Raw genomic sequence first — 18754 nt, 5'->3', positions numbered from 1 at the left:
TGTCCAGACTGTCCGGGTTTGTCGGAGCGCCCACTAGGATGGGAGTCATCCATCGGAGGCGCTGATGACGTCCACGCTGCTGGTGCTACTGCTCCTCGCTCAGGCGGAAGGGCCCGACAACCCGCCCGATGGAGCAATGGAGCCACCGCTGTCGGCTTCTTCGGCTGGACGGTGGCGATACCTGGCACGCCTGGAGGTGACGACACTGGCGCTGCTGCCGCGTGCAGGTGTGAGCGAGGAGGGATTCGCGCAAGTGGAGCCTACTCTGCTCCTGGACGGCGGCGAGGAGTTCGGCGTCAACCTGGGCGCCCCCGTGCGTCTGCGCCTCTGGGGCGGCGGTGAGGGCGCGAGCCTCGTGCGCCGGGAGGACTGGGACAGCCTCTCGGACTGGGGGCAACTCGTGCGCGGCCTCAAGCTGGGCTCGGACAACGCGCCCGTGGCGCTATGGGTGGGCGGACTGGAGTCCTACAGCCTCCTCTCGGCGCACCTCGTCCGTCGCTATTCCAACCAATCCAACCCCGACTACCACCCGGCGGGCGGCTTCCTCACCGGCACGCTGGGACCCCTCTACGCGGAGGCTTTCGCCTCGGATGTGCTGGGCGCGCGGTTGATGGGCGCGGAAGTCGCGTTGGACGTGCAGCACCTCCTCTTCGGCCGGCCCAAGGAGCGCGGGCGCTACACGCTGGCGCTGTCCGCCGTGCACGACTGGGGCAGAGCCGGGGGACAGGCTCCCCCGGTGACGCTGGCGCACGTGGATGGGACGGCGGTGGTGGTGGTGCGCCCAGGCTTCGAGGCGCACGTGCTCGCTGGCTGGGGCGGACGGCCGGGAGAAAGCGGTGCGTGGGGCGCGGTGGTGGGGGCAGGCGCGGATGCAGTGACACCCACACTCGACATGACGGTGCGGCTGGAGGTGCGTAGGCAGCACGGGGGCTTCCGCCAAGGCTACTTCGGACCGGACTACGAACTAGCACGCTTCCGGGTCGCGGGCCCTGACGGCGTGCCGCTGGCCGAGGCGTCCTTTCCGGACGGCTTCTCCGTGTACGGCGAGGCGGTGGTGGGCTGGGATGCCGTGCGCTACGGCGGCCTACAACGGCACTTGCAGCTTTCGCTGGGCGCCGAGGCATTCACCTGGGGCCGCTTCGACGTGGACGGGCGCGTGGCGGTGCAGCTCTTCGGCCGCAGCCTCGAGGTGGCGGTAAAGGGCCTGGCGATGGGCATGGGGCAGCCGGGGGCGCGCTACATGGGCGGAGCTGAGGTGCGCTGGCGTCTCTTCGGGGGGCACCTATACGCGCTGGGCACGGGCGGCACGCTGCTGTTTCCGGAAGGCGTAGGCGAGCTGCGCCCGGGGGCCTTCGCCTCCATGGGCCTGGGGGTGGACAATGCACGCTGACTTGCCAGGGGCGAGGGGGACGGGGCTGCTGCTCACCCTGGCCCTCCTGTCCAACGCCTGTGCGTCGTTGACGCCTCCGCCCGACCGGGGGATGAACCTGCGCTACACCCCGCGCGAGGCCACGGGGCCCGTGGTGGCCGGAGAGCTGGGCGAGGAGTTACCGCTCGCCCTCGCCTCTCGGCCACCCTCCCCTCCTGGGCCCGAGGCACCGGAGCGGCTGCACCGTCGCCGGAGCGTCCGGGAGGCGGTGACGGCGGCGGGCCCTGGCGCTGCCAAGGGGACTGTGTGGCAGAGCGCCCTCGCGGCCCACCTGGCCTTTCGCACTGGCGTGGGTGAGGTGTCCAACTCCACCCGCCGCATTTCCGGCGAGCTTTCCAGACTCAAGGCCAGTGGCCGGGGCATTGCCAGCGGAAACGGTATCTTCCTCCGCTACGTTGACTACGGCGCCCAGCAACTGCGGTGGATTGACGCCGAGCTTGCCGCCGCCGCTGAGCTGGCCACCGACACCTCGGAGGTGCAGGACCCGGACATGCAGCTCGCCCTGCTGCGCCTCGCCGGCCCACGGCTGGAGGCCGCCATGCTGGGCTCCACCCTGCTGGCCGTATGGGTTGACTTCCTCAACCTCACCGACGCCTCGCTCTCCCGGCACCTCTATAGCGTGGAGACGCTGTACGTGAAGATGGAGCGCTGGCAGAAGATGATGGAGCACGCCATGACGGCGCTCTCGTCCCTGGAGCCAGAGCAGGTGGAGGTCGCCGCGGACGACATGCCCGCCCTGGTAGGCCACCTCACGGGCGAGTTTGCCGCACTCCTCGAGGCCATACACAAGGGGGCGAAAGTCCTCGAAACGGCGCTGGTGCTGAAGGAGTCCATGGAGGCACTCACCATGCTGTCGGCGCTGAGGTTTTCGCTCCCCGCCATGCGCCCGGCCGCTCCCGCCATGCTCGGCGTGGGCCTCATGGTGGGCCCCAACGGCGTGATGATGGGGACGCGGATTGTCGTGTCCGCCGAGTGGGTGGAGATGATGCGCCAGTTGGTGCGGGCGGGCGTCCTCTCTCTGCCTGCCGTCAGTGCCGCTGTGCGGATTCAGGCCGGCCAGGTAATGATGGCGCAGGCGCACGGCGAGCTGCCGCGGGGCGTGCGCGAGGCGCTGGGCGATGCGCCCGAAGTGAGGGCTATGCGCGTGACGGGCAAAGCGGGGGCCGGCATGGCCAGGCCCCCACGTCACCACGTCATGCCGAAGGAGTTCCGCGAGTGGTTCGAGAAGCGCGGCTTCACCGGCAAGATGAGCATCGAGCGCTTCTGCGTCACGCTCCAGCAGGCTCACCACCAGGCAATACACGGTGGTGGGAACTGGAAGCTGGGACGCGCATGGCCCGGTGAATGGAACCGGATGATCATGAAGGTGCTGCGCGACGCAGAGGTTGAATCCGGCCGGATGTTGACGCGGAACACGATCCTGGAGATCGTCGCAAGGCAAATGAAGGAGTACAGAATTCCAATGAACTTCCTCCGCTGTGGTGGGAAATGAGCGACGGACGTGCTTGGGAGGGCAACGTGAAAGCGCGCCTATATGAGCGGGTCCGCGAGCGAGGTTACGACTCGCTCACCGCCTTCGCCGAGGCGCGCCCCACCGCTTCGCTGGTGGAACTGGCGGACGAGCTTGGCCCTGATGACATTGCGGCAGTGCAGGTGTTCAGCGGATTGGTTGCCGAGGCTGAGCGAAGCCGCAAGGTCACGCGTTTGGTGCGGGGGCAGCTCGTGCGCGAACTGGCTGAAGCACTCCCCAACGGCTGGCCGGCCGTGCTGGACGACGCAAACCGCCTCAAGGTTGCCGTGGCGCTCGCCCATTGGGGTGCCTACACCCCAGAAACACATGAACAGCACGTCGAGCGGGCCAAGGCAGCGCTTCGCGCCACACCACCGCCGCCCGGCTGGCGCCCGCTCGGCCCTGACGACGAGCTACTGCGCTCGCTCCTGCCCGACGAGGAAGTCTAGACCCAAGCCTTGGTCGAGCCGGGCCACTGCGGTGGCAGCACCTACTCGGGGAACGTCACGTTGCCGAGGGTCACGGTGCGCTGGCGATCCGCATCCCACAGGATGAGGGTGTACGTCCCCCGGGCCTCTTTCTCCGTGGCCAGCATCTCCACTACGACGCGACCTCGCTCGCTCTCCTGTGCGTATCCCGGCGCGGCCGGAAGGATGGCGCCCGGCTGCCAGAGCAACAGCGGCTTGAACGCCTCGCCCTTGGGCCCACGGAGTACCGCGCCCGCCGCCGTCCAGGGCTCCTTTCCCGGGTTCCTGAGATACACCTCCACCGCCACCCGCTCCTTCGCGCGGTAGCTGTAGACACGGTCCTTGAAGAGGGCATTCCCCTCCTTCCCGGTGGCGTTGTCGGTCAAGTCCTTGCCGTCAACACCGCGGCCAAGGTTCACCAGTCCGGACGCGATGGCGCCGCTCAATCCATCCGGCACACCGCGCTCGGCGCGCAGTTGCCGCACCTCCGCACGACACTGCTGGACCTCAGCCTCGGCCTCCTTGGCGACTTGCTGAAAGTGCGCCACGGGGCGCGTCTGGCGCAGCACCTTCACTTCCTGCATGCCGAGCCCGGGATGGACCACGAGCACGAAGGTGGCGCACGCGGGCGCGGCACCATCCGCGAAGCACACCTCCACTTCAATCCGCTTCCCGGCGACCAGGTTCTCGCGGGGAACCAGCGTGAGCGTCTGTTGCCCCAAGGCCCAATCCTCGAACCATCCCCGCTCCTGAATGTTCAGGGAGTCCTGCCGGAGCGACGAGTCGAAGCGGAAGGTGATGGGCAGGCTCGGGCCGATACACACCACCGGCGCCTGTCCCTTGGTGGGCATGGCAGCCAGCTCGATGCGAGGGCTCGTCGCCTCGCACTCGTCCACACTGGGGGCGGCGGAAACGGCCGAGGGGGTGGAAAGGAGGGCCAGCGCCAGGAGGCCGACAGGGGACGCAACGAGCACGGGAGGTCAACCTTGATGGGGGCGAGCAAGCGCCAGGAAGAGACCGGCCTCTACCACACCTCCGCCCTCCAGGCGCCCGACCTCCCAGCCGCCGAGCCCATGCCCGACGCTACTCGAAGCGATCCACCGCCCTGACGTCTTGGCTGGAGGAGACGACGGCGGAGTCGGGCCCGCCGTCCGGCTTCATTTCCACGCCAAGCTCACCCGCCCGGCTCCGCAGTTCCAAGCAGACGGGGTACGTCTGTCCACCCTTCGATTGGGCCTGCTTGGCCTGGGTGAAGCGGCCGAAGACACGGCCCTCCGCGAAGATGAGCCGTCCGGAGAGGACGGTGCCCGGCCTCAGCTCTCCCAAGTCATCCACAATTGTAAACGTGCTGAATTCCGTCACGGAGACGGGCTTGGTGTCGCCGACAACAGGGAAGTGGCCAGGGGCTTCTTGCCCAATACGGATGTGCAGCTTCTCCATGGCGTCCAGGGCACCCGAGGGGCAAGCCTCGGGCTTCGGAGCCGGGCGCACCGGGGGCGAGCCCGCGCAGCCGCCGAGCACGGCACAGCAGGCCGCAGTGACGCACTTCACCCCCAAACGGGCACGCCGGGCCTGGGGCTGGGGCTTCTCGGGGGTGTTCACGCTGAAGTCTTCCTTGCGAAGCATGGCGGTGGTGAATTCCAGCGCGGGGGTAGGAGGCAGAAAAATTGCCGCGCTCCGACCAGCTTGCGGTGGGTCCCACGAAACCGCCAATTCCCGGGCCAAGTAGGCGTGTAGAGTCGGATTGTTGCTGGAAGACGTAAAGGGTTCTGGAGCCGGTTGATTCTGCGCCGTGCCCTCTGACCGAGAGGAGGGAAAGGCGGCGAGCACCGCGCCCACGCTGACCCCAGCCGCCACCGCCATCAACACCAGCACCAACGCCACCCGGCGAAGGCCGTCCAGGGTCACGGCGCGCACGGGCAGGCTGCCCATGAAGGTGGGAAAGGCCCGCGAGACCGCGAGCCTCAACGGTCCACGTCTGGGAGCAGCCTCGCACGTGGGTCCTGCATCCCCCATCCGAGAGGCGACGACACCTGGCCCGGGAGCCGCGGAGTCCTGCACCGCCGGCAGCGGCGGAGCCTCCATCTCCCCCTCGGGGAGCGGCACGCCTTCCCAGGCATGGGCGGGGAACATGGCCGCCATACGCGCCGCCAGGGCCTCGGCCACCGGCGCGGGGCTTGGAGGCACCGCGGGCTGCACAGGCGGGGCAACCACAGGGGTACGGCTCTCCTCGGCGCTCGGCTTCTTCCGTCCCCGTCGCGGCGGTGCGAAGCACCTGCGCACCGCGAGCTCCTCCTCGTCCCAGGGCACCTGCGCCGGAATCTCGTCCGTCGTCGTCTCCTCGGGCGCATCCGGGTCGCCCAGCGCCACGTCCCAGCTCGCGTCGCCCTGGGCCGCGGCCACTGCCGACTCGAGCGCCGCACACAACGCCGTCATGTCTGGGAATCGCGCAGCCAGGTCTTTCTCCAACATGCGCATGCACACGTCGCTCAGCACCCTGGGGACACGCGGGTTGCACTCGTGCGGGGCCTTGGGGGTGAGGCTGAGGATCGCCCTCACCATGAGGGGGTTGCGCCGGGTGCCAAAAGGCAGCCGGTTGGTGAGCAGCCAGTAGAAGGTGACGCCCAGCGCCCACAGTTCGTCCGACACGCGGGACTTGTACGTGACGGGCTCGCCCACGTTCTCCCCGAGGAAGCGCCACGCTTCCGGACTCACGTACTCCGGCGTGCCCGGTGGTAACAGGCCGAAGCCGGGCAGCGTGGTGGCCTCGGTCGCGTTTCCAATGCCGAAGTCCACCAGCACGGGCGCCCCATTGCGAGAGCGGATGAGGATGTTGTCGCGCTTCACGTCTCGGTGCAGGACGTTCTTGCGGTGCACTGCTCCGAGGGTGCGGGCCAGCGTCAGAATGAGGCCCGCGCACTGACGAGCACAGGGATTTTCCGTGTTGGCGTACTGCTCCAGCGTCACGCCCTCTACCCATTCCAATTCAATGTAGAAGTAGCCGAACTCCGGGTCCGGCCACCGACCGTACCCCAGCACACGGACGATGTTGGGGTGCTTGAATTTCTGGAGGAGTGACACCTCGGTGAGGCCCCACTCGTCCAGCTCGCGGGCACGGAAGAATTTGAGAACGAAGAAGCGACCCGCGCACTCGGCCTTGAAGACGAGTCCCTGACCACCGTCGCCCAGTTTTTCCAGGAGGCGGTAGTTGCCAACAATGTCCCCGGACTCGGGCTGCTTGAAGGGCGGGAGTTGCATGGGATGAGTCAACCTCCGGAGTTGGGAGGATAGCACGACTCGGGCCGTGCGCATTCGGCCGGAGCCAGGGGCGGCGCACACCGGAACCCCTCCAAAGTCCGGGTGCAGCTCGGCCCCTGGCTCCAACCCAATCCTGGCGCGCCCGCTCACTCGTCGTCGGTCGCGTTCTCCAGCACCTTCAACACCCGAATCAGCCGCTTCACCTTCGCGGGGCTCCATCCGCGCAGCATGCTCACGAGCTGCAACAGTTCCGGTGACAGGTTGCCCTCGGGGGCGGGCGCATCGACGGAGGCAGCCACGTCGGCGGAGCTCAATGCGAGCAGCGCGTCCGCGGAGATGCCGAGGGTGCGCGCGAGCTTCCGCAACGTGGGGACGGCGGGCATCATGCCGCCGCGTTCAATGCGGCCATAGACATTGGCGGCGAGTCCGGTCTGCCGCGCTACTTGAGCCTGAGTGAGCCCCAGCCGCTCGCGTGCCGCTCGGGCCACTTCTCCCAACGACTGCTGGAGCTGCTCGGGCTGTAGCTGTTCGAGTTCCATGGTTCGCATCTATCTGAGTCCTCCGCGCGGCATGCTGCACGCCGAGTAGCTCGCGTCCTTCATCGCTTCATTTGTCATTGGGTGCTGCCCGAATCCGCCGTGAGCAGGGCATGGGCTACGCCCCGCAGTGCTCTGAGCTGTCGAGGTCTCATCCGGCGTGCCGTTCGGAGTAGTTCGTGGACAGCCGGCCTGTCCTTCGAGCGCGGCAACGTGAACCACGCGGGCGGAGTCGGAGAAGAGAACCCCAGTAGCGTATTGGCATCCACTTCGAGCGCTCGGCACAGCCGCTGCACCGTGGGCAGGCTGGGCATCATCGCGCCTCTCTCAATGCGACCGTAGACCGCCGTGGCCAGCTCCGCGCTCTGGGCGACCTGGGCCTGGGAGAGGCCCTTGCGCAGGCGGGCTGCCCGAGCCGCATTCCCAAGGTACTTCTTCAACGCCGAATCCATGTCCATCGGCCATGTCCTCAAGAGGCGCGTTTCGTCTTGTGCGGGGCCCGTGTGCCCGGGGAGGGCAGCAGGGCACTGGCTACGTGGCTCAGAGCGGTGAGTTGGCGCGGCCTCAATTTGCGCACCGTACGAAGAAGACGACGCATCGCAGGCGGTTCGCCGTCACCAGGAAGCTCGAGGGTGAGCCACGCGGGAGGATTCGAGGACGAGAAGCCCAGCAGCCGGTTCGCATCCACGGCCAGCGCGCGGCACAACCTCATGAACGTGGGGAGACTGGGGAGCATGTTGCCGCGCTCCAGGCGTCCGTACACCTCCGTCGCCACGCCGACGAGCTCGGCCGCCTCCTCCTGAGTCAGCCCGGCGCTCTTGCGCGCCTCGCGTGCCATCGCTCCGATATGAAGGGCCAACTTCGCCTGTGTCTTGTGTACCTGGGCCATGGTGCGTCTCAGTGGAACTCTTCGGTGTCCACGTCGGGCGGTACGGGGAGCACGCCTCGCTCCACGCCAGCGTGGACAGCCAGCTTGTCGAGATCGGAGGCTTCCTTGAGAAGCTCGGCCAACTCCTCCTCCGCATCCTTCGCTCCGTAGGGCTGCGGCAGTCCGCGGAGCCAGGCGCGCAGCTCGTCGCGCAACTTGTCCGCTGACGGGTAGCGCTCGTCGGGGTTGGGACGCAGCGCCTTGGAGACAATCTGCCGCAGCGGCGGCGGCACTTCCTCGGCCACCCGCTGCACCTCGTCCGGGCCGAAGTGCAGGACACGGTCGGCGAGCGTCTCCAGTTTGATGAACGTGGGCACCTCGCTGCGCACCTCGCCGGGGAAGCGGCGCTTCACGTCCCGCCACAGGGAGTCGGGCGGGTCGAGCGGGTAGCTCGCCACCAGCATCTCCAGCAGCACCAGGCCCAACGAGAATATATCCGCCCGTCCAGTAAGGTTCCTGGGAGTGAGCAAATCCCTCTGGCCCGGTTTGGGCCGCAGGAAGCCCAGGAGGATTTCCGGGGCGATGTAGGCCGGGTCCCCCCGAAGGAGTCCATCCGGCGAGCGGATACGACCGAGCAACTCCGAGTAGGCGGCGCCGAAGTTGGTGAGCTGGACGCGGCCGTTGCGGCCCAGGCGGATGCGCATGGGACCCACGGCCCGGTGGACGATGTGGAGCGGCTTGCGGTCGTCCCCCTCGCTGCGGTGGGCGTAGTCGAGCGCGTCCGCCACCTCGGCGGCGACGTAGGCCGCGAAGGCAGGAGACAGGCGGCGGCCCACGGCCACGGCGGCGTCCATGACGGTGAGGAGGTAGCACCCGCGCAGGTGCTCCATGACGATGTGGGGCAGCTCGTTCTGCACCGCGTACCCGTACACGGTGGCGATGTTGGGGTGGCGTAGAAACCGGGCGAGCCGCACCTCCTCGAGGACTCGCTCCAGCCCCTCGCGACCTTCGTCCAACACCACGGGCTTGAGTTCCACCAGCTTGACGGGGCCCCCGTCGGCGTGCTGGCGCGAAGCGAGCAGGAGGGTGTTGTAGTGCGGATGGGTGACGAGGTGGCGAAGGACGCTGTAACGGTAGCCACCGGACTCGAAGACGAGCCGAGCAGTGGGGCCGAGTGAAGCTGGCGGACGAGACATGGACGAGTCCTGGCGGCAGAAGGTCGGAAAAAGCCAGTACGTGGCGTGGTGCGGGGAATGCGCGCTAGCGGGAGGCGGCGGGCTGCCCGCCAACGGAAACGGGCTGCGGCTCGTTGTTCTCATCGGGCCTGTAGAAGACGCCCAGTTCGTAGATGCCAGCACGGTAGGTGTTGTCCTTCACCTCCACCGGGCCTACGCATCGCCCAGCCCTGCCAGTGAGCGCCTCGGCGAGGTAACCATCAGGGCGGAGCACGAGGAGAGGCTTGAACTCCTGGATGCGACGGCCCAGCTCGGCCCGGGAAACGGCACTACTCTTGAGAGTGACGTCGAGCAGCAGCACGTCCGCCACCGTCCACGGACCATGCTCGACGGGCTTGGGCGGATAGAGCGGATAGAGATGGAGTTGCAACCGGAGTTGCCTGGCCTGCTCCGGAGATAGCTCTCGCCCCGAGGGCAGAAATTCCGGAGGGAGTCCGGCCCGCATGAGGAGCGCTCCGAACTCGTCCAGGTCCGCGAGTGCCTCACGAGTGGAGGAATATGCCTGGGGCTGGCTGTTGCTCGCGCACGCGAGGGGGCTCAGCAGCACCAAGGAGAGCAGCGTGAAGAGGCCCAACGAGAAGCGGCTGGGAGTCGAGGCAAGACAAATCCCCATCCGACGCGAGGGAGAGACGCGCGGCATGACAACACCTCCGGTGTGTATGGGTTGCGACTGGCTTGTGCAGTTACGGGTAACACAGCCAATCGCAGAAGGAAAGCCCTGCCCTACCGCCGAGGTTCTAATTCATAGCCAACTTGTCAGAGCGGCAGAACCCTGGTTTCAAGGGAGGAATGGCAGCCTTGGCGTTTCGTGACGTGGGGAGCCAGAACGCGTGGGTTACTCCTCCGGTAGCCTCCCGCCCCGATTGTCAAGGCTTGCATGGTTCGCCTGAAGGCAGATCCTGGCCACTGCAGAGTCCACGTCGAATGGTTCAGCGAAGAGAGCAGCCCCCGCAGGTCCGTCAGAAACCGCGCCCGTGGCAGGTGGCCCCAGCTCATTCCCCCGTCGGCGCGGAGGAGTGCGTCGCGCGAGTGCCGTGCGCGAGCTGGCAGGCTCAAAGCTGCCCGCGGACAGCGCCACTGGCGGCATGTGTCGCGTCGTCGCGAGGGGCGCAAGGAGGCACGCTCCCTCAGCGTCATCACCCACTCAAGCGCCCACTACAACTGCGCCACCTGGTGCGCCATGCACAGGTTGATTGAGGGCAGCAAGAACAACCACTACGGCAGCCGGAGCCGACGCAACACCGTACAGACCTCCTTGGGAGAGGTCTGAGGCGGCGGCTCGCCCAGCGCCGTCAACGCTCCACTGTGTCGGCCGTCCTGCTACTCACTTCCAGGGAGCGTTCCTCATGGCGCGGTACACGCAATTGACCCTGAACCCCCACCACCTCGTAGCTCGAACAGGCCGACTACAGGCCCACGAGCTCACACTCGCGCACGAGGACGTTCATCATCAGCCCACTCACGCGTCCGCGGACGGTGATACGCGCGCCCCTGGAGAGAGAGGCCGCCTTCTTCACCTGGGATTTGTTGAGGACGCACTGCACCTGGACAACCTCGAGCGGCTCACCGGCACCGAGCGTGATGTAGGCGTCGCCGATGATGTCCTTCTTCACGTCGCCGACGAAGCCGCTCGTCTGGATGACGTGCCCCTTGAAGGCGGAGTCAGCCCGAACCTCGTTGTCGCTGTACTCTCGGAGGAGAGTGCCAAGATCCACCGTCCTCGCGACCTCGGCGGGCTTGGTGCTCACTGAGGTGCCCCTGTTTTCGAGCGCCGACACCACTCCGCCGATGAGACAAGGGCCGACGCAGAGCAGACCAATGCCCGCGAAGACAATGGCCAGCACCTTGCCGGTGGAGATGCCTCGGGGCCGCGCTGCTCCGCACTTCTCGCAGGCAGCCACGTTGGCCGCCACTTCGTTGCCGCACTGCTTGCACTTCACCAGCGCCATGTGAGTTCTCCCGAAGCGTTGCCGTCGTCCACACGATGCTAGCAGCGTGGTCCACTCCTTGTAGGCGCTTCTAGGGTCGCGCCGCAAGATGCCGCAGCCCCGCAGACGCCGGCCCGAGCGGGCCGCGCAGTACGAGAGCGCCGCCTACCGCGACCTACAGGCGCGGCTGGCTGCGGCCGTACGGCGCCTGCGCGAAGAGAAGGGCTGGACACAGGAGGAGGCTGCGCACCGCTGCGGTATGACGACGCGCCTTCTCCAGTGCGTGGAGGGGGAGGACGTCAACACCACCTTCACGACGCTGGCGCGCATCTGCGAAGGCTTCGAAGTGGACGTGACGCAGCTCTTCGAGCGGCGCAGGTGAAGCCCTACGGCCCGCCGTCCATTGCGGCCCGGAGGCGGCGCCCGATGCCCCCGAATAGCAGGTAGTACGTGGAGGGTTGAAAGAGTCCCTCGACACCCGAGGTTGGGCCTTTAGGATCTCCCGCTCGCTGCCTCCAGCGATGACCCGGACACCTGGCGGCAACAGGCCCAACGAGGGAGGGAGGTGGGTGGACACACATGGGCACGGCACGAGCTGGTGGACGACCCCGAGGGCGAACCAACCCCATCGCCAATCGGGCAGCAGCTGAGCAGTACCTCTGTCGCAAGTTCCCGGATGAAGAGAAGCGGAAGCTCCTTTTCGATTTGGCCCGCCGCGCGTCCCCCAACTTCCGCGATGCGAAGCGCCGGGATGAACTCCGCGACAGAATCCGGAATGCAGCTCTCGAGGTCGGACGAGGTCCAGGCCACGACGAGCTACTCATCGACAATGAGCATCCTGACGACGTGATTCCCACAGTGGCGATGCTGTGCACGAGACTGCACGAGGCGGCATTGGATGCGCAGAAGCTCGAGCACCTGGCTCGCTCCAGCGGTGCGGCCACAGCCCCCTCGCAGGTCATCCCGTTGTTGGGTCAGTTGGAGACGGCCATCTCCGAGCTGAAAGGATGGGCTCGCGACTACAGCCATCAGAAACTTGCACGACGAGATGCGGACGCGGTGAGGAAGTACGACGACCGCCGAGCCTTCTGTGTACGGCTGATGACCTGGAGCGCCCGATTGGGCCTGCCTCTGCCCAGGGCCGCGGAGATGATGGTCCTCTCAGTCCTGGTAGAGCTCGAGCCACCCGGAGAGGACTACGAGAAACGGCTCGACACCTGGCGCAAGCGCTACAGGAAGGCTGAGCACGACCTACCCACCTACGAGTTCAAGACTAGCGGCCGCCCTGTATCATGAGCCGTTCCGCCACTTTGCAGTGCCGCAAGATGTCGCAAGGTGCCGGCAGGGCCTATAACCTAAAGGTTATGGGGATTTATGAGGCCCCCAGAAATTCAGACCGTTCCGGTGAGAACCCCCGGAACGTGGAGAATTCTCGGTCGCGGCCCGTCACAGCGTTCCACTAGTGCTCGTCCCGTTGCGAGGTAGGGTGTCTGCCGAGCGGTCGATGCACCGCCGAGGACAACTCCCCCCACCTCCGTGCTCTTTCCAGGGGCAAGCGAAGGTGGGGGCCCAACAACCCCCCACCTCCGTGCACTTTCCAGGGGCAAGCAGAGGTGGAGGGGCCCGGTACAGGCATGTCTAGAGTACACCCGAAACCCGAAGGTTGTAACCCCCCCGTTCCAGTCGTAGTAGAGCGCCTCATCCGCGAACTCCAGTCCGCGTGGACTCCGGAGCGTCACCTCAAGGGCAAGGGTGGAGCCACCCCGAGGCGCAACACGCGTGGTGAGATCCAGGCGCGCTGTGTCTTCCACGACGACACCACCCCGAGCATGTCCTTCAACGCATCCTCCGGAGTGTTCCATTGCTTCGGCTGTGGTGCGAAAGGGGGCACGCTCGACTTCGCCCGTATGCTGACGGGCAAGACAGACCCTGTGGACGCCCTGCTCTCACTGGCGAACACTTGGCAGGTGACGCTGCCCTCCGAGCTGCGACACGAGGCAGAGCGTGCCCTGCACTGCGGGCTGTCCATGGTCGCCACGCGGCCCCCTACGACCGGTCCTACCCTCAGCACGGGCAGGGCGGACGGACGGACTCCCTTGGGGGCTGCGCCAGTCCGTCCGTCCACGCACGCGCCGTGGGCAGCGTCCACGACGGGCACAACTCCTCCTGAGCACGGCCCCACCCTCAGCACAGCTGGGGTGAAGGAACAGACTCCCTTGAGGGTTGAGTCCGTCCACCCGCCCGCGAGCGAGACCTGGGCGACGTTCGAGCGCCTGTCGGCCAACGAGCGCGTGCTCGCATACGTGCGTGAGCGCGGCCTCTACTCGGATGCCACGGAGACCGAGGCACGGGCCACCCCCGGCCAGTCGCCGCGCCTCGCGCTCGCCCTGCGGAGCCTGAGCGGCAAGGTGTGCGACGTGCAGTTCCGCGCTGTCGAAGAGGTGCCGCACGACAAACGATTCATGCGTCTCGGCAACGTGCCTGACAGCGTGGGCCCGCTCGTCTTCGGGCAGCTCGGCACCGTGGAGGAGCTCGTCCTCATCGAAGGCATGAGCGACTTCCTCGCCGCGCTCGGCCCCTTCGCCCTACCCTACGGCTCCGTTCTCGGCCTGCCCGGTGCAACGTGCGCGCAGAAAATGGTGGAAGCGTTGGTGGAGTGCATGCCCCGAAGCCTGCGCACCGTGGTGCTTGCCTTCGACAACGACCTCGCCGGCAACAAAGCAGCAGAGGACGTGATCCCACTACTCACCAACGCCGGACTCTCGGTGAAGCGGGTATGCCCTCCTCCTCCCCACAAAGACCTGGCGGATTGGGCGGTGGCACTGCTGCGAACGGGCGAGGATGCGCCGACGGCCTGGCGAGACGCCCTCGCCACGGCGCCCCGGAGCCGGTCCTGGTTAGTGCCCGCGACGGACTTCGTGGCGGAAGCGCCAAGCGAGGTGCGCTTCCTCATCAAGGACGTGCTGCCCGTCGGAGCCCTCGCGCTCGTCCAGGGTTCTCCGGGAGTGGGCAAGACGTGGCTCACCCTGCACTACGCATCCCTGGTCACCAAGCAGGACAAGCGCGTGATCCTCGTCGAGCAGGAGGGCAGCCCCGCGGCACTCTCCAAACGACTCCGTCTGATCGGAGTCGTCCACCCACTCCTGAGCATCGCACACGGGCAGCCCATCCGGCTGGATGACCCCGCCTGGGTGGAGCAGCTCGCACGGGCGTGCCAGCAGCAGGAGGCGGCCCTGCTCATCCTGGACCCGCTGGCGGACCTGCACTCCGGGGACGAGAACGACACACAAGACATGACGCGGCTCACCGCAGCCCTCAAGCACATCCGTCGTGCCGCCCCGGACTGCACCATCCTGCTCCTGCACCACACCGTGAAGGGGGCGTGGAGCGCGGTGACCGCCCGGCGCGAACACAGCCGTGGCAGCAGCGTTCTCGTCGGTGCGGCCGACGTGCAGATCTCCCTCACCCAGTTGGACCCCGGCAGGACGAAACCGGCAGCCCACTTCCTGCTCGAGCTGGTGAAGGCGCGGGATTTCCAGGCGCCACCGCCCATGAAGTTCACCCTGCTGGTGCAGGAGGGCCGTGGTGAGGTGGTGGTACAGCCGGTGGAAGCGGATGCCGAGGGGACAGAGCGCGAGGAGACGGAGGAGGAACTCGATACACGCGCCCTATCGAAAATCCCGACCGACGCGAGCGGCGACACCATCAGCCTCGAGGAACTCCGCCAACGGCTCCACGTGGGCAAGGAGAAGGCGCAGGGGACGGTGCAGCGACTGATCGCTGCAGGCCATGTGATGCGAGTGCCGAACAGGGGCTTGCGGCGCACCGGGAAAACCATGTCCGCGCAGGAGGGCGACCAGCCATGAGCGACTCCTCTCTGCCCCCTGAGTCCCTGCCCGCCTGCCTCACCGTGGAAGAGGCGGCAACCCTCCTCCGGGTAAATCGCAAGACCTTCTACGAGGCTGTCCGCCTGGGGAGAGTGCCGGGAATCATCCGTGTCGGCCGAGTCATCCGCATCAGCCGCGAGGCCCTGCTAGCTTGGATCCAGGGTAACGGCGGTCCTGCGCTCGGAGAGTAGCAATGAGCGTGAGACTACGAAGATGGAAGACCAAGGAGGGCAAGATGCAGGAGGCGTGGTGGGTGGACGTGAAGTTCCAGCATCCGGACGGGCGCGTTGAGCGCATCCGGAAGGCGTCCCCCGTGAACACCCGCCGGGGCGCCGAGCACTACGAGCGGGAGCTGCGTCAGGCCCTCCTGGGCGGCTCCTACAACCGAAGGGAGGCCGAACTGGAAGTGCCCACCGTGAGGAACTTCACGGAGCGCTTCCTCACGTACAGTTCCAACAACAACAAGGCCAGCACCCTGGCCGCCAAGAGGCAGTTGCTCGACAGCCACCTGCTGCCAGCCTTCGAGCACCTGCGACTCGACCGCGTCGGACCGGCTGACATCGAGACGTTCAAGGCCCAGAAGCGCAAGGAGGGACTCGCCCCCAAGACGATCAACAACGCGCTCACGGTGCTGCGCACCCTGTTCGCCGTCGCTGCCGAGCAGGAGGTGCTTCCGCACGTGCCGCGCGTGAAGCTGCTGAAGGTGGAGAAGCCGGAGTTCGACTTCCTCTCCTTCGAGGAGGCGGAGCGCCTGGTGGCCGCCGCTCCCCCGGAGTGGCGGACCATGATTCAGGTGGCGCTCCACACGGGCCTACGGCGCGGCGAACTCATCGCCCTCCAGTGGGACGCGGTGGACCTCGTCGCCGGTCGCCTGCTGGTGAAGCGGAACGTCTGGCGGGGCCACTTCGGCACGCCCAAGGGAGGCCGCTCGCGCGAGGTGCCGCTCAACGCGGTGTCCCTCCAGGCCCTCAAGGCGCACCGGCACCTCCGCGGGGCCTTCGTCTTCTGCGATGCCACGGGGAGCCACCTCAAAAACGACACCTGCCGGAACGCCATCCTCCGGGCCAGCAAGCGGGCGGGCCTGCGCCCCATCGGCTGGCACACATTGCGGCACACCTTCGCCAGCCACCTCGTCACGCGCGGGGTGCCGCTCAAGGCCGTCCAGGAGCTGCTCGGGCACGCCACCATCGAGATGACGATGCGCTACGCCCACCTCAGCCCGGACGTGAAGAAGGACGCCGTGCGCGCGCTCGAGGGGCACACTGGGGGCACATGGCGCCGGACGGGAGAGAATCCTCAGTGAGTTCAACCACTTAGGAATGCACGAGCCGGGGATCGAACCCGGACGGCCCCTTCGGGCCAGCGGATTTTAAGTCCGCTGCGTCTGCCAGTTTCGCCACTCGTGCGTCAGCAAATTCAACAACTTACGACCCTACGTCCCGCATTGCGCTTCCGCAGCGCCCGTGGTGCCCACCCCGCGCGGTACCCACCCCGACACCGCACTGGTACCCACTCCCCCACCCCTCCGAAGTACCCACTTCAACACCCCTCGCAGTACCACTTCCCCACCCCGTGGAGTAGCAGCACATGCCCAACTGGACAGGTAGCTGGGCCGACGGCCGAACGTACCAGACCAAGATAACCGCACAGTATGGGTGATCCGGAAAATGGTGAAGGGGCACCGTTACCAGATCGTCCTCGACTCCGAGACCGAGCGCCAGGCCCTCGCGCAGTTGGCGCTGTTCGACCAGGACCCCGCCTCCTACAAGATGCCGAGCGCCCAGCGAGAAGAGGCCCGGCGGCAGGCCCAGGAGGACGAGGAAAAGTCCCGCCAGGAGGCCGAGGCTCGCGCATCCAGGACGATGCGGACGCTGTGTACGTCAACGCGGCGTTCGTCGAACGGTTCCTCAAGTTCATCAAGGACCGGACACCCAAGTACCGGAAGGACACCCGCTACTACCTTTCCGCATGGGCCGATGCGCTCCAGGGCCGTGACCTCCGTAAGGTCGAGCCGCGGGAGATGCTCAAGCTCCTGCGCCAGTGGAACACGGCCGAGCAGAAGCGGATCGCCGCCTTGAAGGCGTTTTGCTCCTACCTGATCAAGAAGGGGTTCCTCGACCCCGCCCACGACCCGAGCCGCCCCCTGACGGTGCCCGCCAGCAGGCCCGAGAAGGCCATTCGCGAAAAGGGCTATGCGATGGCCACCATCGAGGCGCTTTACCGAGCCCTCGAGGACCAGGGCTCGCGCGACGTGCTGCTCCTGCACGCGAAGCTCGGACTCCACGAGTCAGAGGTACAGCGCATCGCTGCTCGCGAGGGCAAGATCAGCTTGGTGCCCGGACACCCGATCATCGCCGGTACCGGTGAAGTTCGTTCACAAGTCAGGGCGGGTCCACACGCTCTCGCTCGACGCCCAGGCCCTCGCCGCGGCTCAGCGACTCCAAGCGCATGGAGCACCGACGCCGGATCAGGTCCGCCACCGACTCCGCGTGGCCTGTGAGTCCCGGGGTCTGCCCCGCGTCCTGGTCGGAGAGCTCCGGCACTCGTTCGTCGCTTGGAGCCTGGAGTCGGGCGAGGCAGTCACCCTCTCTGGGAAGGGCGTGCCCCTCGCACTCGTGGCTTCCGTGCTCGGTCACAATTCCATGGTGACGACGACGAAGTTCTACGACGTCAGCAAGGTGCCCAGCATGATCAAGCTGCCTCTCAGCTGGAGCACCCCAACGACCCACAAGCTCTCCAGTCGGCAGCCTGAGCGCGTCACACCTCGCATCCCAAGCTGCCGTGGAGCTGGAACAACGAACGATCCGCGAGTGGCTAGATTGACAGCTTGCGGCTCTCCGCCCCTGGAGCGCGGGATGGATGCTCCGCGCTACTCGGCGGAGGCGTGACTCTACTCGTCACGCCTGCCGGCAGTCCGACTCCGCTTCCGTTCGACCAGCCGCCCCCGCCTCCGCTGCCCTTCTTTCGCTTACCTTTCCTCCCGGGTGGAGCCCCCTCCAGCAACTCCTTGATGCTGGCAAGCTCAATCTGGGTCTCCTTCCCATGCTTCGGAGCTCGCCTGAGCGAGCCGTCCCCCAGGAGTTCGTAAATCTTCGATTCCTTACATCTCAACACCTCCGTAGCAATCTCGATTGGGACACCGATGGCGTCGCCGAGCATGGAGCGCACCCACACGCGCTCCACCACTCGCTGCACGATGTGCTCCATCACGGTGTACTGCATCTCCTCAACAATCATTCGAATCATCTGCACAAACGCCGCAGGAAATTCGAGCCCCTCGCCACCAGAGGGGAAGGACATCTTGAGCTTCAGCACATCATCACCGCGCACCGTCTCCGTTGATGGGGAGCCTCCCCGCGACGGAGCCCTGCATATGTTTGAATCCGACATCTCACTCCCACCTCAAACTCACGTGCATTCACAAGCCCCTCTCTTGATGGAAATGCGATTACCTGTCGCAACTTCCCCTCAAAGCCACCCCAAGCAACCCAATCACGCTCATGCCTACGTGGGTTTCAATTCGACTGAGACAGCACATGCAACGCAGCCCAGTTCACCCTGCAGGAGCCAATCACTCCACACAGCATTTGGCTCCTGCTCGCTCAGAGCGCATGAAGTTGTCGCTCAGGGCACACG

At 66.7% G+C, this 18754-nt stretch carries 18 protein-coding genes, 1 tRNA gene and 1 pseudogene; 10 read left to right on the top strand and 10 right to left on the bottom strand.

The window, feature by feature from the left end:
* The first annotated feature begins 136 nt into the window (after positions 1 to 136).
* Genes JQX13_RS34210 through JQX13_RS34200 form a run of 3 tightly spaced genes read left to right on the top strand, consistent with a single transcriptional unit; the run spans position 137 to position 3388 of the window.
* Positions 137 to 1390: a hypothetical protein gene (locus tag JQX13_RS34210; RefSeq protein WP_203412336.1), complete on the top strand. Its 1254-nt coding sequence runs from the start codon at positions 137 to 139 to the stop codon at positions 1388 to 1390.
* Positions 1380 to 2921 carry a DUF2380 domain-containing protein gene (locus JQX13_RS34205; protein WP_203403663.1) on the top strand — a complete coding sequence of 514 codons (1542 nt, stop codon included), beginning with the start codon at positions 1380 to 1382 and terminating at the stop codon, positions 2919 to 2921. The genes JQX13_RS34210 and JQX13_RS34205 overlap by 11 nt, the downstream gene beginning before the upstream one ends.
* The gene (locus tag JQX13_RS34200; RefSeq protein ID WP_203403662.1) at positions 2918 to 3388 is read left to right on the top strand and encodes an NUDIX hydrolase; all 471 of its coding nucleotides are present in this window, start codon (positions 2918 to 2920) and stop codon (positions 3386 to 3388) included. The genes JQX13_RS34205 and JQX13_RS34200 overlap by 4 nt, the downstream gene beginning before the upstream one ends.
* A 41-nt stretch (positions 3389 to 3429) precedes the next feature.
* Here JQX13_RS34200 and JQX13_RS34195 read toward each other — a convergent pair whose 3' ends face one another.
* The 8 genes from JQX13_RS34195 to JQX13_RS34160 all read right to left on the bottom strand — a co-directional run bounded on the left by JQX13_RS34195 (position 3430) and on the right by JQX13_RS34160 (position 11252).
* Complete coding sequence (locus JQX13_RS34195; protein ID WP_239015410.1) at positions 3430 to 4302, bottom strand: DUF2381 family protein; 873 nt, start codon at positions 4300 to 4302, stop codon at positions 3430 to 3432.
* A gap of 187 nt (positions 4303 to 4489) precedes the next feature.
* Positions 4490 to 6664 (bottom strand): serine/threonine protein kinase, encoded by a 2175-nt coding sequence (locus tag JQX13_RS34190; protein WP_203403660.1) that lies wholly within the window; start codon positions 6662 to 6664, stop codon positions 4490 to 4492.
* Positions 6665 to 6810: 146 nt separating this feature from the next.
* Positions 6811 to 7203, bottom strand: coding sequence for a helix-turn-helix domain-containing protein (locus JQX13_RS34185; RefSeq protein WP_203403659.1), 393 nt, complete (start codon positions 7201 to 7203; stop codon positions 6811 to 6813).
* Positions 7204 to 7277: 74 nt separating this feature from the next.
* Entirely contained in the window at positions 7278 to 7652 is a 375-nt protein-coding gene (locus JQX13_RS34180) for a helix-turn-helix domain-containing protein (RefSeq protein WP_239015408.1), read from the bottom strand.
* A 17-nt stretch (positions 7653 to 7669) separates the two neighbouring features.
* The gene (locus JQX13_RS34175) at positions 7670 to 8089 is read right to left on the bottom strand and encodes a helix-turn-helix domain-containing protein (RefSeq protein WP_203403657.1); all 420 of its coding nucleotides are present in this window, start codon (positions 8087 to 8089) and stop codon (positions 7670 to 7672) included.
* Positions 8090 to 8097: 8 nt separating this feature from the next.
* Positions 8098 to 9264, bottom strand: coding sequence for a serine/threonine-protein kinase (locus tag JQX13_RS34170; protein WP_203403656.1), 1167 nt, complete (start codon positions 9262 to 9264; stop codon positions 8098 to 8100).
* Between the two features lie 64 nt (positions 9265 to 9328).
* The gene (locus JQX13_RS34165) at positions 9329 to 9943 is read right to left on the bottom strand and encodes a hypothetical protein (protein WP_203403655.1); all 615 of its coding nucleotides are present in this window, start codon (positions 9941 to 9943) and stop codon (positions 9329 to 9331) included.
* Positions 9944 to 10709: 766 nt separating this feature from the next.
* Positions 10710 to 11252, bottom strand: a complete 543-nt coding sequence (locus JQX13_RS34160) for an OB-fold protein (protein ID WP_203403654.1) — start codon at positions 11250 to 11252, stop codon at positions 10710 to 10712.
* An 88-nt stretch (positions 11253 to 11340) separates the two neighbouring features.
* On the opposite strand from JQX13_RS34160, the gene JQX13_RS34155 reads away from it, so the two are divergent.
* The 6 genes and pseudogenes from JQX13_RS34155 (at position 11341) to JQX13_RS34135 (ending at position 16421) form a co-directional block, all read left to right on the top strand.
* Positions 11341 to 11613 carry a helix-turn-helix domain-containing protein gene (locus JQX13_RS34155; RefSeq protein ID WP_203403653.1) on the top strand — a complete coding sequence of 91 codons (273 nt, stop codon included), beginning with the start codon at positions 11341 to 11343 and terminating at the stop codon, positions 11611 to 11613.
* Between the two features lie 323 nt (positions 11614 to 11936).
* Positions 11937 to 12527 carry a hypothetical protein gene (locus JQX13_RS34150; RefSeq protein WP_203403652.1) on the top strand — a complete coding sequence of 197 codons (591 nt, stop codon included), beginning with the start codon at positions 11937 to 11939 and terminating at the stop codon, positions 12525 to 12527.
* A gap of 338 nt (positions 12528 to 12865) precedes the next feature.
* A pseudogene (locus JQX13_RS56000) lies at positions 12866 to 13153 on the top strand (CHC2 zinc finger domain-containing protein); the annotation flags it as partial.
* A gap of 294 nt (positions 13154 to 13447) precedes the next feature.
* Positions 13448 to 15097 (top strand): AAA family ATPase, encoded by a 1650-nt coding sequence (locus JQX13_RS34145; protein WP_239014022.1) that lies wholly within the window; start codon positions 13448 to 13450, stop codon positions 15095 to 15097.
* Positions 15094 to 15309, top strand: a complete 216-nt coding sequence (locus JQX13_RS34140) for a helix-turn-helix domain-containing protein (RefSeq protein WP_203403650.1) — start codon at positions 15094 to 15096, stop codon at positions 15307 to 15309. The genes JQX13_RS34145 and JQX13_RS34140 overlap by 4 nt, the downstream gene beginning before the upstream one ends.
* 2 nt (positions 15310 to 15311) lie before the next feature.
* Positions 15312 to 16421 (top strand): tyrosine-type recombinase/integrase, encoded by a 1110-nt coding sequence (locus JQX13_RS34135; protein ID WP_203403649.1) that lies wholly within the window; start codon positions 15312 to 15314, stop codon positions 16419 to 16421.
* Positions 16422 to 16438: 17 nt separating this feature from the next.
* Here the strand turns inward: JQX13_RS34135 and JQX13_RS34130 are convergent.
* Positions 16439 to 16524 (bottom strand) — tRNA-Leu (locus tag JQX13_RS34130).
* A 467-nt stretch (positions 16525 to 16991) separates the two neighbouring features.
* Here JQX13_RS34130 and JQX13_RS34125 point away from each other — a divergent pair.
* Entirely contained in the window at positions 16992 to 17618 is a 627-nt protein-coding gene (locus JQX13_RS34125) for a hypothetical protein (protein WP_203403648.1), read from the top strand.
* Between the two features lie 314 nt (positions 17619 to 17932).
* On the opposite strand, the gene JQX13_RS34120 is transcribed toward JQX13_RS34125, so the two are convergent.
* On the bottom strand, positions 17933 to 18433 hold the full coding sequence (locus JQX13_RS34120; RefSeq protein WP_203403647.1) for a hypothetical protein: 501 nt from the start codon (positions 18431 to 18433) through the stop codon (positions 17933 to 17935).
* Positions 18434 to 18754: the final 321 nt, after the last annotated feature.

The organism is Archangium violaceum, from assembly GCF_016859125.1.
GTDB lineage: Bacteria > Myxococcota > Myxococcia > Myxococcales > Myxococcaceae > Archangium > Archangium violaceum_A.
This window is presented reverse-complemented; position numbering and strand designations above follow the sequence as displayed.

Bases quoted from the DNA above. Each gene is read 5' to 3' on its own strand.
- JQX13_RS34210 (WP_203412336.1), top strand. From the start codon at position 137: ATGGAGCCACCGCTGTCGGCTTCTTCGGCTGGACGGTGGCGATACCTG.
- JQX13_RS34205 (WP_203403663.1), top strand. From the start codon at position 1,380: ATGCACGCTGACTTGCCAGGGGCGAGGGGGACGGGGCTGCTGCTCACC.
- JQX13_RS34200 (WP_203403662.1), top strand. From the start codon at position 2,918: ATGAGCGACGGACGTGCTTGGGAGGGCAACGTGAAAGCGCGCCTATAT.
- JQX13_RS34190 (WP_203403660.1), bottom strand. From the start codon at position 6,664: ATGCAACTCCCGCCCTTCAAGCAGCCCGAGTCCGGGGACATTGTTGGC.
- JQX13_RS34185 (WP_203403659.1), bottom strand. From the start codon at position 7,203: ATGGAACTCGAACAGCTACAGCCCGAGCAGCTCCAGCAGTCGTTGGGA.
- JQX13_RS34180 (WP_239015408.1), bottom strand. From the start codon at position 7,652: ATGGATTCGGCGTTGAAGAAGTACCTTGGGAATGCGGCTCGGGCAGCC.
- JQX13_RS34175 (WP_203403657.1), bottom strand. From the start codon at position 8,089: ATGGCCCAGGTACACAAGACACAGGCGAAGTTGGCCCTTCATATCGGA.
- JQX13_RS34170 (WP_203403656.1), bottom strand. From the start codon at position 9,264: ATGTCTCGTCCGCCAGCTTCACTCGGCCCCACTGCTCGGCTCGTCTTC.
- JQX13_RS34165 (WP_203403655.1), bottom strand. From the start codon at position 9,943: ATGCCGCGCGTCTCTCCCTCGCGTCGGATGGGGATTTGTCTTGCCTCG.
- JQX13_RS34160 (WP_203403654.1), bottom strand. From the start codon at position 11,252: ATGGCGCTGGTGAAGTGCAAGCAGTGCGGCAACGAAGTGGCGGCCAAC.
- JQX13_RS34155 (WP_203403653.1), top strand. From the start codon at position 11,341: ATGCCGCAGCCCCGCAGACGCCGGCCCGAGCGGGCCGCGCAGTACGAG.
- JQX13_RS34140 (WP_203403650.1), top strand. From the start codon at position 15,094: ATGAGCGACTCCTCTCTGCCCCCTGAGTCCCTGCCCGCCTGCCTCACC.
- JQX13_RS34135 (WP_203403649.1), top strand. From the start codon at position 15,312: ATGAGCGTGAGACTACGAAGATGGAAGACCAAGGAGGGCAAGATGCAG.